This window comes from Psychrobacter sp. AOP7-B1-24 (assembly GCF_052376215.1).
Classification (GTDB): domain Bacteria; phylum Pseudomonadota; class Gammaproteobacteria; order Pseudomonadales; family Moraxellaceae; genus Psychrobacter.
Genome location: NZ_JBQSVL010000076.1, coordinates 1 through 14,378, shown reverse-complemented (window position 1 = coordinate 14,378; position 14,378 = coordinate 1). Strand labels below are relative to the sequence as shown.

The following is a 14,378-nucleotide window of genomic DNA, read 5'->3' as shown; positions in this document are numbered from 1 at the left end:
AACGGCTATGGCAGTGACCAATGTCGCTGAGGTGCTGACTGCAAGGAAGGTATCCGTCAGTAAGCCTTTATATCTGCGTTTGACCCGGTTTTTGGCAGCACTGCCAGCAATCAAGGTCATGATGGTCAAAATAAGAAGTACTTCATACCATTGTTTACGTGCAAAAATCCAAGCCAATATCAAACCGATGAAACTAAGCTGCACCACCGTGCGAATCGCAGCGGTTAATAGTATTTTGGTCAGATGTAAGCGTAGTCGCCATGACACGATAAGAACGATGAAAATTAGACTGCTGGCAAGGGCGATATCACCGTAAGTTAGAATCATCTGTATATCATCCGTACCGCTTATCGTTTTCTGTAACGATTAAAGGTATTGGTTTTGGTTGCTTGTGTTAAAAAACTTGGGATAGTATTCCTGCTTGCATATGCCAGTGATGATTGGCTAATGGCATGATATCTTGCGTATCATGAGTAACCCACAATAATGTGCGCCTTCTATCTAGCCGTAGCCAGCTCATAAGTAGTTGTACCAGCTGTGCTGACGTATCGACGTCTAAAGCAGCTGTAGGCTCATCTAGTAATAATACCTGCGGACTTAATTGTAAAAGACGTAAGGTATTGACCAACTGCCGTTCGCCACCAGATAAGTAAGTGGTATCTTGATACAAAAAATCAGCGTTTCGTTGCATATGTTCAAGCTGTGCTATATGCCAATCTATATCAAAACGGCGCTGCTGATGAGCTTGTAGACTATAGGGTATTTTTAGATTGTCAATGACACGGCCTTCTAGTAACTGTGGATGTTGTGCTAGTAAGGCTATCTGGGTGCGCCATTGTGTGGGAACGGTATCGTGAATGCTCTGATAGGCATTGATACTTGAGATGTCATCGTTATTTAAGTAAATATCACCGCGGCTTATAGGCAATAGTCCTGCTAATACTCGTAACAATACGGATTTTCCACTACCAGAAGACCCAGTCAAGACGGTTACTTGCCCTGCCAGCAGCTGACCAGTCACACCATTTATTAATACTCGTTTATGGGTAATAGAAATAGGGTCGGCTGCTACGAATTTTCTGAATTTATCAGACCATTTTTGATAAATGCTAGGTGGTCGAGATGTTTTTGTGTCAATGTTTGTGTCATGATCATGGGTATAGCGACTAGCTGTGTCTTGGCTGTACACCCAAACATTCTCGAATGTTAGCTTAACATCATGCACATTTTTACCATTTTGTTTACTCATACCTTAGTATCACTGTGCATTCATTTGCTCGTTAATGGCTTGTTCAATGGCAGTACGTAATTTTTGTGGCACACGGATAGGGCGCATAGATGCAGTGTCATTACCAATGGTATTTGATCTTACTTGATTTTGTACACAGGCAATAACGATTTTGGCGCTACTTAATAAACTGCTGCTCGCATTGATATTATGGCTAGTGGTGCTGTCTGCTATATGGCGATGAATACTTTGATGAAAAATTATACTGGCAGGCTTTAACTCTATTTTATCGACACGCACGCTGATGACTTCATCTAAGAGAATGGCTCGTTTGTATTGCAAGTCTGCTTGACTCACGACAAAATGCTGTACATCACCTTTATCCGTCTGCAAAAAATAGCCATTCAAACCAAGATGACTAAACCAATCGCGGCGGCAGTTTTCGAAAAACACCAAATGATTGGCATGGTAGACTATACCGCCAGCATCAGTATGGTTAATATAGACATTATAATCTTTAGCAAACAATGGCGTAATTTCGTTGGTCGCTGTTAATGCGGTAATTGGACTTTTGCTATTAGTGGTTGTCATAATCATGCTCGGTATTGTTATCAGTATAAATAAATAGAAATGGTTTGAAGTTTTTGCTAAATAGCTGCTAAGGGGCACTCTAGTAATTTCTGTTTTTGTCTAATAATAATGTCGTTTTTTAATGATAGGGTTGGAACGATAGTAACGTGTTGTCCAAAACTATGAGAGAAACAATAATTAATAATAAGAGCTACTCTAGCTTAAGATATCAGGACACGCAATAGTTAGGTCGCTCTACGTCTGTTATCATAGGGGTTTGTATTTTGCCTCTCAACTATTCGTATTAGTACCGTATTTTCATCAATCAGTATAGGATAACTTATGACCCGTTTTGTCAGCTTTAATATTAATGGTATTCGTGCTCGCCAACATCAACTTGAGGCTGTGCGAGACGTCATCGATCCTGATGTGATGGGTCTGCAAGAAACCAAAGTACATGATGAGCAGTTTCCTATAGAAAATATAGAAAGTTTGGGTTATCACGTAGAATATTTTGGGCAAAAAGCACATTATGGTGTTGCGCTTTTATCTAAAGTCGCACCTATTTTTGTGCAAAAAGGTTTTCCTGGTGAAGATGAAGAAGCACAAAAGCGTTTCATTCATGCGCGGTATGAGTTTGATGGATGTGAAGTCGATGTTCTCAATGGTTATTTCCCGCAAGGAGAAAGCCAAGATCATCCGACCAAATTTCCGATGAAACGTGCTTACTATGCAAACTTGATGACTTATATTGATACGCTAAAAGCAGAGGGTCGTTCACTCATCATTATGGGAGATATGAATATCGCTCCAGAGGATGTTGATATCGGTATCGGTGAAGCCAATGCAAAGCGCTGGCTTAAAAATAGAAAAAGCTCTTTTTTGCCAGAAGAACGTGAGTGGTATAGTGCATTGATGTCACGTGAGTTGACGGATACGTACCGTTTGCATTATCCAGAAAGCACTGAGTTTTATAGTTGGTTTGACTACCGTAGCCGAGGTTTTAATGATGAGCCTAAGCGTGGACTGCGTATCGATCATATTCTGTGTACCGCAGATTTAGTTGATGCATGTGTTGAGGCAGGTATCAGTTATGAGCTGCGAGCGATGGAAAAACCCTCTGACCATGCGCCAATTTGGTCGGCTTTTGATTTAAAAAAATTGTAGTAAACATATAGTATTAAGGCGTGTTCTAATTAAACTATATCCTCTCAAAACTGAACAATAAGGATTTCATAATGGCTGTCGGAAATGTAGCAATACCCAATACGATTTATCCTATCGAAGGTATCAAATTGAGTGCGACCGCAGCGGGCGTGCGTTACAAAGACCGTGACGATTTGGTCGTGATTGAGATAGCAGATACGGCGACTACTGCTGTTGTTACTACCAAAAATACTTTTTGTGCTGCACCTGTAAGTGTCTTACGTGAGAATTTTGCGAAAGCCAGTCCACGCTATTTGGTGACCAACACAGGCAATGCCAATGCAGGAACGGGCGCTGATGGCAAACGTCGTGCTATCGATATCTGTACTGCACTGGCTAGTAAGGCAGGGGTGGATAGTAGTAGCGTATTGCCATTCTCTACTGGTGTCATTGGTGAGCCGTTGAATAGCGATGCAGTGATCGCAGGTTTGGATAATGCGCTTACCAATCTAGGCGCTGATAATTGGCTTGCAGCAGCAAATGGTATTCGCACTACTGACACCATTCCTAAGCTTGCCAGCCAAAAAATTGATGTTGCTGGCACTAACTACCACGTTACAGGAATGTCAAAAGGCTCAGGTATGATACGGCCAAATATGGCCACCATGCTGGGTTACGTAGCGACTGACGCCAATATCGCAGCTAACGTATTACAAGAAATGCTAAGTGCCATCAATGAGCAGTCTTTTAACCGTATTACTGTCGATGGTGATACCTCGACCAATGACTGTTGTGTCTTGATAGCCACTGGTGCTGCTAGCTCAGAGGTGATTGATAGCCCAGAACACCCACATTATAAAGCTGTGTTTGCTGCTTTGAGTGAAGTGTTCTTACGTTTGGCACAATTGATTGTGCGTGACGGAGAAGGCGCAACCAAGTTTATGACAGTAAAAGTTACTGGTGGTCAGACGACACAAGAGTGTTGTGATGTGGCGTATGCCGTTGCTCATTCACCACTCGTAAAAACAGCGTTCTTTGCCAGTGATGCTAACTGGGGACGTATCTTAGCTGCTGTTGGCTATGCTGGTGTTGAAGATTTGGATACCGAACAAGTCGATGTCTATCTCGATGATGTGATGATATGTGAAAATGGCGGTGTTGCGCCCAGTTATATGGAAGAGGCGGGCAATACGGTCATGAGTCGCCCTGAGATTACCATCCATATTGATCTTGCACGTGGTGATTTCAGTGATACGGTATATACCTGCGATTTATCCTATGACTATGTCAAAATAAATGCCGATTATCGTAGCTAAAAGTGCCGATATATTGTGCAATTATGAATAGATATCGCACATGATAAAAAGCCTCTAAAGTATTAGAGGCTTTTTTTGTTGTTTGTAAGGTAATGCTTTTGGGAATATATCTAACTATAGTCGAACGATTATAGATTGTACAAATAGTACATCTAAGGAGGGTAACGCCGTAGCGGTTTAGTATGGTCAGTGAAAAGTAATATCAATACACCATGCATCGCTGATATAAATTTTTCTCGCTTGCTGTGCCTGCGCAGACAGAGGCTACAAAAAATCGATATCAGCAATACCGTAGCGTTTTTAGGATATTTTGACTGTATTTCACTGACTATATATGTTTAACATTAACACTGGCTATAATTAACACTAAATCCACGAGTCGCTGTAGGTATGCGGTTGTCTGCATAGATGGCAAGTCCGCCACGTGATGTTTCCTTATATTTATCGAGCATGTCAGCCCCTGTTACTCTCATGGTTTCGATCACTTTATCTAAAGAGACAAAGTGCTGTCCATTACCGCGGCAGGCAAGACGAGCAGCATTAACTGCTTTTACCGCGCCCATCGCATTGCGCTCGATGCAGGGCACCTGTACCAAGCCGCCAACAGGATCGCAGGTCAGGCCTAAGTTATGCTCAATGCCAATTTCTGCAGCATTGAGGCATTTGGCAGGATCGCCGCCTAGTATTTCGGCCAATGCAGAGGCTGCCATTGCACAAGCGGAGCCAACCTCACCTTGACAGCCGACCTCAGCACCAGATATTGAGGCGTTCTGTTTGATTAAGCTACCGATAGCGGTGGCATTTAATAAAAACTGGCGTGCACCTTCAATGCTGTAGTTTGCTAAAAAGTCACGGTAATAATGCATGACCGCAGGGATAATGCCTGCCGCACCATTGGTAGGCGCAGTCACAACATTGCCACCGTTGGCGTTCTCTTCATTGACCGCCAAGGCATATAGGTCAATCCAATCCATCGCGGCAAGCTTATCATTTTCCGTCAGAGTCTGGTGTTTCTCAGCGCACAATTGCAGATGCAAGGATTGAGCACGACGCTTTACATCCAAACCACCAGGTAATATGCCACTGCTTTGACATCCTCGTGTTACACAGTCTTGCATAGCCGTCCAAATAGAATCCAAATAAGCAAAAACGTCAGCTTGGTCGCGGTAGTGACATTCATTTGCCAGTACCAACTCGCTAATGCTCAGCTGGTGCTGATGGCATTGCTCTAATAGTTCTGCAGCGCTATTAAACGGGTAAGGAACCACATCAATTGTCGGGCTGGCATGATCTTCATCTGGATTGGTGGCATCTTCTTCATTAATCACAAAGCCGCCACCGACTGAATAATATGTTTTCTGATACAGAGTGCTATCTGTTAGTACTGCTCGAAGTGTCAGTGCATTAGGGTGATAGGGTAGAACCGTATCATCATGCCAATGAATGTCTTGCTCTGTATCAAATCCAATGCTATGTGTGCCTGATACCGCTAATACCTTGTCAGAGAAAATGGGGGCTAGATAATTGCTAGTCATACGCGTGTCTATCGTACTGGGTGTATGGCCAAGTAGTCCGAGCAAGATGGCTGTATCTGTTGCATGTCCTTTGCCTGTCGCTGCCAAAGAGCCATAAAGCTCAATTTCAATTGTTTTAATCGTTGTCAGTGCTGTTTGCTTGGTGAATGATGCTAAAAAAAGGTTGGCAGCAACCATCGGTCCGACTGTATGCGAACTTGATGGGCCTATGCCGATTTTAAATAAATCAAAAATACTGATCATAATAAGTTACCAAAAGTTTTAAGTGTATTAGCATGTCGGGTGACGGCTTTAGACACTTTTATGGAGGAGGTCAGGAGCAATCATGGGCCTATAAAGCACTGGTAACATAAATTGTGCAAGGCATTGTGCATAAGGGTTTTGAGACATAAGACGATAAGAGGTGACTGAATAATAACTTTTATTTATTTTGAAACTCCGCTATTATGACCCGGAGTCGACGGCTATGTAACATCCTGTAAGCTGGTTGTCGTCATAGAGTACGTTGAATAACAAAGCACGACTGAAACCATTTTTAGCAACGCATAGCCGACCTGATACATCTAGCAAAACCTTATATATACAGCAGTATATGCTCATCATAGCAAATAATACTTTTGGTTTGCTATATTAAAACATAAATGAATAAATTAGGGTGGTATGTAGGGTCTGTTAAATGTTCCAGTACTAGGTTTACTACTGACCGTATTTTCTAACTACCTATCCTCAATTATTGACGTCACAACCTGACTGTATTTTCAGTACATTATTTATTGTCGCCTATTATTTTAGCTCAGTTCACATAGGATAAGCGCATGCCATCTCAAAAAGACCCTTCCTCCCATTCAAAAAATGGTGCTCAAGAGCCACCAGAACAAAATGCACTAGAAGCTGCAGGTATTGATTCAGCTGCCATAAGTTATTCAAAAAATCCAGACTTTAACAATGGTCGTTGGTTCCCGACATGGCGACCGTATCAGGGTAACTTGGATCGTGATCCAGTCGGTATTAATGAATATCTACCACCATCAAAAAGTGTCTTATTAGGTGTGCAGCATACTTTTGCGATGTTTGGTGCGACGGTGCTGGCACCATTATTAATGGGATTTGATCCTAATTTAGCTATTTTGATGTCAGGTATTTGTACGGTGATGTTCTTTATGATCACTGGTGGGCGCATGCCAAGTTATTTGGGTTCAAGCTTCGCTTTTATCGGTCCAGTCATCGCTGTGACAGCCTATGCAGGTGCAGGGTTCAATGGTAATCTAAATGTCGCTTTGGGCGGTATCATGGCTTGCGGTATTATTTATGCCTTGATTGGACTATTGGTGATGAAGACGGGCACTGGCTGGATTGAGCGCTTGATGCCACCTATCGTGACCGGTGCCATCGTGATGATCATTGGTCTTAATTTAGCACCGGTGACTATTCAGGGTGTGTCGGCCAATCAGTTTGATGCATGGATGGCCACATTGACGGTGTTGCTCATCAGTGTTGTAGCCGTGTTTACTGGCGGCATGTTACGTCGCCTATTGTTATTGGTCGGTTTGATTTTATCGTATGCTGCTTATTTTGTGATGACCAATGTTTTAGGCTTTGGAGCACCGATTGATTTTACGAGCGTGGCCGCGGCTTCATGGTTCGGTCTACCAACGATTCATACGCCTAGTTTTGATAAAAATGCTATTATTATGATTGCACCAGTGGCCTTTATTTTAGTGGCTGAAAACTTAGGGCACTTTAAAGCGGTCGAGGGCATGACCAACGCTCGCGTCACACCTTATATGGGTCGCGCTTTTCTCGCTGATGGCTTAGCAACGACTTTTTCGGCAGGGTTTGGTGGTACAGGCGTGACTACGTATGCTGAAAATATCGGTGTAATGGCGGTGACCAAGGTCTATAGCACGACGATATTTGTGGTGGCAGGTGTGGTTGCGGTTGTTCTTGGACTGTCTCCAAAGTTTGGCGCCATCATTCAGACCATCCCAGCGGCATTATTAGGCGGCGCATCTATCGTTGTATTTGGTTTGATTGCGCTGGCAGGTGTGAAAATCTGGATAGACAATCATATTGATTTTAGCAAAAACAGTAATCTAATCATTGCAGCTGTCGTTGTTATCATGGGTACCGGCAACTTTAGCTTGCATTTAGGTGGTTTTGATTTGGGTGGTATCGGTACTGCTACGCTAGCTGCCATCGTATTGAATATCCTATTCAATCAAGCGTCTGAAGTAAAAGCGGCTAAGAAATTATTAGCCAAATAATAGCTTGAGTGTTATAGCCTTTATGAACTATATAAACTGAATTGATGATGTTAAAAAAGCCCTCATTCTATCTCTAGAACGGGGGATTTTTTTGAACGAGACCATCAAATTTATTTATATTTACGCTGTTATTTATATTTACGTTTATAAAAGCGTGCAAAAAACCGATATCGACGCAGCGCTCGTGGCTTAGGTTTTAATGAGCCTAGATATATCGCAAGCATGGTTAACAGTGCACCACTCCATTGTAAGCCATTAATCGGTTTGTCCAGCCAGCTATAATCAATGACCAATGCAGCAACTGGTTCAGTTAATAGTAATAACCCAGTCAATGCTAGAGACAGCTTGGGAATAGAGTAGGCGATGAGTCCCCATGCCAAGCACTGCATCACGGTACCGTAGATAAGCACCCAACCAATCTCAGACCATGTGTTCGGTAAGATATGCCCCATATCAAATACTAGCATCGGAATAATCATGGCAAAGACACCACCGATACTAATTAGCTGCATCAACACAAATATCGGTGTTGGTTCTGTATCATGCGTTTTACGAATGAAGGTCATTGATGCAGCCAGCATCGCACCCGAGACGATACCTGTGATGAACCCCCACGTTGCTGCTGTATTATGAGCAAACTCAGGACTGCCAATCATTGCCACGCCTAGCATCGCTAAAAACAGACTAATGAGCTGTACTATCGATTGGCGTTCATTAAAATATAAAAAACCAATCGCTGCCAAAAAGAAAATCTGTAAGCTGTTCAGTAATGTTGAGATACCAGGACCAACGGCATAAATACTCTCATGCCACAATGCCAAATCCAGCCCTAAAAATGCACCTGACAATAGACTATAAAAGATAGCCCGCCTTGAACGAGGCAAGCGTTGCCCCATCATTTTTGCTAAGACAGCAAAGACGATACCAGAAATGGCCAGTCGCCAAAACGACATCGCCCAACCACCGATATCGACATGAGCAACAATCAAACTTCCTAGACCAAATATAATACAACCAATGACTAAGCCGATAGGGGCAGAGCGTGAAGCAGCAAGTGCCATAAACAATCCTTATTTCTGTATTAATATACCCTGCTAACCTCTATATCAGTATCAATGCCTATGTTAAAAACGATAGTAAGTTAGGCTGCACTGTCGAGGTTTTAAGCTTAAAAATAACCAGTTACATTAAGCGGTGGTGACGGCGTATATTTATTGCCCTAGTGGTTTATAATGTTCAACACGCCCTAACGTCTACACCAAAAACATCCATACTCTTAGCTTAGGTTTATTTATGTTGCAACACTCATTATCAAAACCACAACGATGCTTGATGTTCAATTTACCACGAATAATTCTGCGCTATGGTTTTGCCTTGGGCGTTGTCTGTAGCGTCTTGTTTACAGCGTCAACAGCACAAGCTGCTAGCTGCAAACTACCCAAAAGCTATTACAAAAACGTCTCTTGCACATCAAATAGCAGTTATTTTTTGGCCATCAAAGACTTTGGTGCGCCTGTTGCTTTAATCAATAAAAAAGGTAAAGCGGTTGTTGATTTATCACGTTATCACGAGATTAAAGCGGATAAAATTGCGGGTGGCCTAATTCCCGTCCAACGGGGTAAAAAGGTTGGCTATATTAATATGCAAGGTCGTGAAGTTGTGCCGGTCATTTATGACTTATTAGGCGAGTCATCAGGCTGGGCGCGTGCGGTATCAGAAGGTCGTATCATCGTAAAAAAATCTGGCAAGTACGGTGTCATTAATACAGCCAATAAAACCATTGTGCCGTTTTCGGCAGCATTCAGTGATATCGATGACTATCGAGGCGGCGTGGCGCGCGTCAATAAAAACCGTGCAATCAGCTGGCTAGATAAAAATGGCAAAGCCACTAGTGACCCTAATAGTAGCAATAGTAACATCGGCGATAAGTCGGGCCCAGTATCAGAGTCAAGCGCAGTACAATCAAGCCAAGCACCTGTCACTCGTTTTACCACTTTACAACCACGTAAGCAAGATGGTAAGTGGGGGTTTGTCGATGACAATGGCGTGATTATGATTACTTATTCATTTGATGAAGTACAGTCTTTTTCTGAAGGGTTGGCTGGTGTTCGAATTGGTAAAGATTGGGGTTTTGTTAATCTTGGTGGTGAGCTGGTGATCCCGTTTCGTTTTTCTGACAGCGGCGTGTCGGTTAATGACAAGTACAAAGGTAAGCCTGCGTTTGTATTTACGGATGGCAAGGCGTGGATTGGTAACCTAAAAAATGGCACTAAAATGTGTATTGATAAAGAAGGTGCTAGTGTCGCTTGTGATGAGGGCTAGTATGACTAGAAAACTACTAAACCGCTATTTTGGTATCAGCCGTTTATAATAAAAAGGCTATGATAGAAAAAGAGTGTAAGACCTGTTATCCATCGATAGGCTTACACTCTTTTTCTGTTATGGCTTGTTTAACGTTTTTTAAGTTATTGGCGCTGAGCGTTATGATCCATTAATTTTCTAATAAATGGTTACTGATTAAGTCAACCATATACGGCTGATAATACTCAGGAATATCATGTGCCATGCCTTCGATTAAATAAAACGAGGCATTAGGAATGGTCTTTGCGACCACGCGGCCTTGTGAGGCAGGTAGCAGTCCATCCGCACTGCCATGTAATACGATAGTGGGCGCTTTGACTTGCTTACTGAATCGACTGATAGAGCCTGACGAGAGAATAGCATTAAGCTGCTGCACAGTACCTAGTGGATGGAAGTTGCGCTGATAGCGTATTTTAGCAATCTCACGCACCATACGTACATTGACATGACCGGGTGTACCGACTGTCTTCATAAACCAAACGCTATGCCGTACAATATCGCGCTCAGAATGGCTCTCAGGGCGGTTGATGAGGGTATATAACTGCTTTGGCTTGGGTGGTTTTAGGAAAGCGCGGTTGGTCGTGGTAAACATCAGCGCCATTCGCTGTACTAAGCTTGGATAGCGTGCGGCCACGATTTGTGCAATCATGCCACCCATAGAAGCGCCGAGCAGGTGCGTCTTTCCTAACTGCAACGCCTTAATTAAGCGAACCGTGTCTTCTGCCATATCAGTTAAATTATAAGCAACTTGTGTGCTCTTATTCGATAAGCCAGCTTGTAAACGCAGCATCATTTTTAGTTGGTTGATACGTGGCAACCCTTCGATCTGTACTTTAGAGGACAAACCAATATCACGATTATCAAAACGTATCACAAAAAAACCTGCATCAATGAGACGTTTGATGAAGTTGTCTGGCCAAAAAATCATTTGGGAGCCAAGCCCCATAATCATTAATAAGGGCGGATTATTAGGATTACCGCCGGCTTCAACACACAGCTCGATGCCATCACCGATATCAATCATTGATTGATAAAGGTGATCACTGAGATCAGAGTTACCCCATTGATGTATACCGAACTTTTGCCACTCAGCGGTGGGATAGTTTCCTATATTTTCATCAAGGATTGTCTGTGATTTGGTCTTTTCTTTGGCACTATTCATATCATTTGATGTCGTCATGAAGTGTCCTAATTAGAGAATCGTCTATTACAGCTCAACCATCTCAAAATCAAGCTTTCCTACACCGCATTCTGGACAAGTCCAGTCGTCAGGGATGTCATCCCATTTAGTTCCTGGTGCGATGCCTTCTTCGGGGCAGCCGAGTTCTTCGTCATATATCCAGCCGCAGACAATACATTCATAACGTTTCATAATAAATAATCCTATCGATCATTGCCAATGTTACAGTGCGCTATAGACGCTCAGATTTAGCATTGCAGTCAGGAGATTAGACTGCGAAAGCGCACGTAGTTTAGCATATAACCATGATTTTCGTAGTTAAGTTTACACTTGTATATTGAGATTAACTGATTTTTATTCAAGGGGCGTCTTGCTACTACTTGCTACTAAGGTAAGTCGAACCTAAATATGGCCACCAATCATGTTATAATGGCGGCCGCTGAAGTTATCGCATTAACCATCATTTATCATTAATATATTCTTATTCAATAGTATTTTCAAAATTAGAGTAGCAACGAAAACGAGTATCAGTCATACGCATGATAGGCGTAACGAGTTGGGTGGTGTTAGTTGTATTTTTGAAGGTGGTATTAGTCATATAAGCTAAGGGTTACCATGAGCATGAGTGCTACATCTACAAATATCGAAAACGAGCCAACTTATATGCTGAACACTGAGCATCCATTTTGGCAAGTTATTCGTACAGTACCCAATTTTCCGAAAGTTGGTATTGATTTTTATGATATTACACCGTTATTACGTAGTCATATTAATGATGTGATCGATGCACTACTAGCGGCATTGCCTGAAGGTCTGATGGATGAAGTAGATTGTTTGGGAGCTGTAGAAGCACGTGGGTTTGTGTTTGCTAGTCTGTTGGCAGGTCGATTGGGTAAAGGTATGATTCTGCTGCGTAAACCCGGTAAGTTGCCGCCACCTGTTGCCAATAAAGCCTATGCCTTAGAGTATGGTAAAGATACGCTTGAGATGCAAAACAACCTACCGCCAGAGCGTGTATTGTTGGTTGATGATATATTGGCCACTGGTGGCACATTAACGACTGCTTATGAGCTATGTAAATCTGCAGATCATACCGTTATTGGTGCTTTGGTATTATTGGATTTAGTTGATTTGCATGGTGACTTTCCAGTGCCTATTTATAGCGTATTAAAAGCTTAAGACGTATTCTTATTTGACCATAAAAAATTGCGCTGAATCATATCAGCGCGATTTTTTATTGTGAGTTATCTTCGGTCTGTTCATAGATTGTACAGGCTTCTTTTATTAGTGTATGCCCGACGGTCTTTGGTGTTGTGGCTTTAAAGTCTTTTGTGGTCAATATCGGCTTTTCTGATTGCCATGACTGCAATACTTTATCATTAGCACCATAGTTCACATAAGCGCGCCTATAATAGCTGTTATCCTTACAAGAGATGAGCAGTTGTTGGTCACTATGATGAATACTGTTTGCTTCATCCTCATTTTTTTGTGCAGGATAGGTTCGACGAATAGCTACCGTAATATTTTCAACATCTGTTTCGTCTATGATGTTGATGTCGGAGCTTTCGATAGATTCCAAGTCTACGCTAAAAACTGATCCAGTTTGACTTTCTGATACTTTTGACCAGTTCACTGCATGTGCGCTGACCGCTAGAGTGCCGCCTACTAATAACATTGATAGCCGCTTCATAATCAAGCCTTGCTTCTTGTTGTTTGAAGTCGCTCATCATAGCCAACTTAGTATTAGCAGGCAACTTTCTTTTATTGCCAGTTGTTTCTGTTTTTAGAATATGTTCTATATCAGAGACTATTGGTGTCTTAACTGCGCATAGCTGCTAACATTTGAGCAAGCTCATCGCGCGCACCGATAAAACCATCAATACCTTTTGGTAATAAGTCTTGTGTGACTTTGTCTTGCTGATAGGCAGCACTAAATTCTTCACGTGTTAGGCTCACTTTGGTCATATCTGCTATATCCATTGACATGCTTGGCGATAACTGTTGCGTCACCTCAGCATCTATCGTAGCCAGCTCGTCGATGAGGTTAGGTGCGATGGTCAATAGATCACAGCCTGCTAGCGCTAATATTTGCTCAGTTGAGCGAAAGCTTGCCCCCATGACTTGTGTACGATAGTCGTGTTGTTTGTAATATTGATAAATACGCTTCACAGACTGCACACCCATGTCATCAGAAGCGGGCACGTTTTGACGGTTTTGTTGGCGTTTTTGCCAGTCTAAGATGCGACCCACGAATGGTGATATCAGTGTCACGCCAGCATCGGCACAAGCAATCGCTTGGTGTTGTCCAAATAATAAAGTCAGGTTGCAGTGGATATTTTGAGTTTCCAGATAACGCGCTGCTTCGATACCTTGCCAAGTGGCGGCCATTTTAATCAATACACGTTCTGAGTTGATACCTGCTTTTTGGTAAGCTTCCATAAAGGCCAAGGCTTTATCAATCGTTGCTTGAGTGTCATAAGATAAGCGTGCGTCAACTTCGGTAGAGACGCGGCCTTCGATGAGACCTAAAATATCACAGCCAATCTGAATGGTAAGAGCATCAATCACCGCATCTATATCACCACTATGATGGCTCATGGTTTCTGACAGCATACCTTGGTTGTCAGGATGCATGAGGGCTTTGGTGATTAGGCTTGGGTTGGTGGTCGCATCAATAGGTTTTAAGCGCGCAATGGCGTTTAGGTCTCCAGTATCCGCGACGATGGTGGTCATGGTGCGAAGCTGTTGTAATGCGCTCATCAGATATCCTTTTTTATT

The 14,378-nt window shown here is 42.5% G+C and carries 14 protein-coding genes; 5 read left to right on the top strand and 9 right to left on the bottom strand.

Annotated features, from left to right (window positions below; translation table 11 throughout):
* The 3 genes from ACT3QP_RS12430 to ACT3QP_RS12420 all read right to left on the bottom strand — a co-directional run.
* Nucleotides 1–327: ABC transporter permease (locus ACT3QP_RS12430; protein ID WP_444519146.1), on the bottom strand; the 327-nt coding region annotated here is incomplete at its 3' end.
* A gap of 67 nt (nt 328–394) precedes the next feature.
* Nucleotides 395–1,249 (bottom strand): ABC transporter ATP-binding protein, encoded by an 855-nt coding sequence (locus ACT3QP_RS12425; protein ID WP_192520560.1) that lies wholly within the window; start codon nt 1,247–1,249, stop codon nt 395–397.
* A gap of 9 nt (nt 1,250–1,258) precedes the next feature.
* On the bottom strand, nt 1,259–1,819 hold the full coding sequence (locus ACT3QP_RS12420) for a thioesterase family protein (protein ID WP_192520561.1): 561 nt from the start codon (nt 1,817–1,819) through the stop codon (nt 1,259–1,261).
* A gap of 321 nt (nt 1,820–2,140) precedes the next feature.
* Between ACT3QP_RS12420 and xthA the strand changes: the two genes are divergently transcribed.
* Nucleotides 2,141–2,965, top strand: coding sequence for an exodeoxyribonuclease III (gene xthA / locus ACT3QP_RS12415; protein WP_192520562.1), 825 nt, complete (start codon nt 2,141–2,143; stop codon nt 2,963–2,965).
* Between the two features lie 71 nt (nt 2,966–3,036).
* A complete protein-coding gene (gene argJ, locus ACT3QP_RS12410; RefSeq protein ID WP_192520563.1) occupies nt 3,037–4,260 on the top strand; it encodes a bifunctional glutamate N-acetyltransferase/amino-acid acetyltransferase ArgJ in 1,224 nt (407 codons plus the stop codon).
* A 344-nt stretch (nt 4,261–4,604) separates the two neighbouring features.
* Here the strand turns inward: argJ and ACT3QP_RS12405 are convergent, their stop codons facing one another.
* Nucleotides 4,605–6,038 (bottom strand): L-serine ammonia-lyase, encoded by a 1,434-nt coding sequence (locus ACT3QP_RS12405; protein ID WP_192992639.1) that lies wholly within the window; start codon nt 6,036–6,038, stop codon nt 4,605–4,607.
* A gap of 572 nt (nt 6,039–6,610) precedes the next feature.
* Between ACT3QP_RS12405 and ACT3QP_RS12400 the strand changes: the two genes are divergently transcribed.
* Nucleotides 6,611–8,059: a solute carrier family 23 protein gene (locus ACT3QP_RS12400; protein WP_192520575.1), complete on the top strand. Its 1,449-nt coding sequence runs from the start codon at nt 6,611–6,613 to the stop codon at nt 8,057–8,059.
* Nucleotides 8,060–8,187: 128 nt separating this feature from the next.
* Here the strand turns inward: ACT3QP_RS12400 and ACT3QP_RS12395 are convergent, their stop codons facing one another.
* Complete coding sequence (locus ACT3QP_RS12395; RefSeq protein ID WP_192992252.1) at nt 8,188–9,120, bottom strand: DMT family transporter; 933 nt, start codon at nt 9,118–9,120, stop codon at nt 8,188–8,190.
* A gap of 271 nt (nt 9,121–9,391) precedes the next feature.
* On the opposite strand from ACT3QP_RS12395, the gene ACT3QP_RS12390 reads away from it, so the two are divergent.
* Nucleotides 9,392–10,381 carry a WG repeat-containing protein gene (locus tag ACT3QP_RS12390; RefSeq protein WP_226945117.1) on the top strand — a complete coding sequence of 330 codons (990 nt, stop codon included), beginning with the start codon at nt 9,392–9,394 and terminating at the stop codon, nt 10,379–10,381.
* 169 nt (nt 10,382–10,550) lie between these two features.
* Here the strand turns inward: ACT3QP_RS12390 and ACT3QP_RS12385 are convergent, their stop codons facing one another.
* Nucleotides 10,551–11,600, bottom strand: coding sequence for an alpha/beta fold hydrolase (locus ACT3QP_RS12385; protein WP_413469396.1), 1,050 nt, complete (start codon nt 11,598–11,600; stop codon nt 10,551–10,553).
* A gap of 27 nt (nt 11,601–11,627) precedes the next feature.
* Nucleotides 11,628–11,792: a rubredoxin gene (locus ACT3QP_RS12380; RefSeq protein ID WP_192520571.1), complete on the bottom strand. Its 165-nt coding sequence runs from the start codon at nt 11,790–11,792 to the stop codon at nt 11,628–11,630.
* Nucleotides 11,793–12,263: 471 nt separating this feature from the next.
* On the opposite strand from ACT3QP_RS12380, the gene ACT3QP_RS12375 reads away from it, so the two are divergent.
* A complete protein-coding gene (locus ACT3QP_RS12375; protein ID WP_226945119.1) occupies nt 12,264–12,779 on the top strand; it encodes an adenine phosphoribosyltransferase in 516 nt (171 codons plus the stop codon).
* Between the two features lie 55 nt (nt 12,780–12,834).
* Here ACT3QP_RS12375 and ACT3QP_RS12370 read toward each other — a convergent pair whose 3' ends face one another.
* A complete protein-coding gene (locus ACT3QP_RS12370; protein ID WP_192992249.1) occupies nt 12,835–13,290 on the bottom strand; it encodes a surface-adhesin E family protein in 456 nt (151 codons plus the stop codon).
* Between the two features lie 128 nt (nt 13,291–13,418).
* On the bottom strand, nt 13,419–14,360 hold the full coding sequence (locus ACT3QP_RS12365; RefSeq protein ID WP_192992248.1) for a transaldolase: 942 nt from the start codon (nt 14,358–14,360) through the stop codon (nt 13,419–13,421).
* Nucleotides 14,361–14,378: the final 18 nt, after the last annotated feature.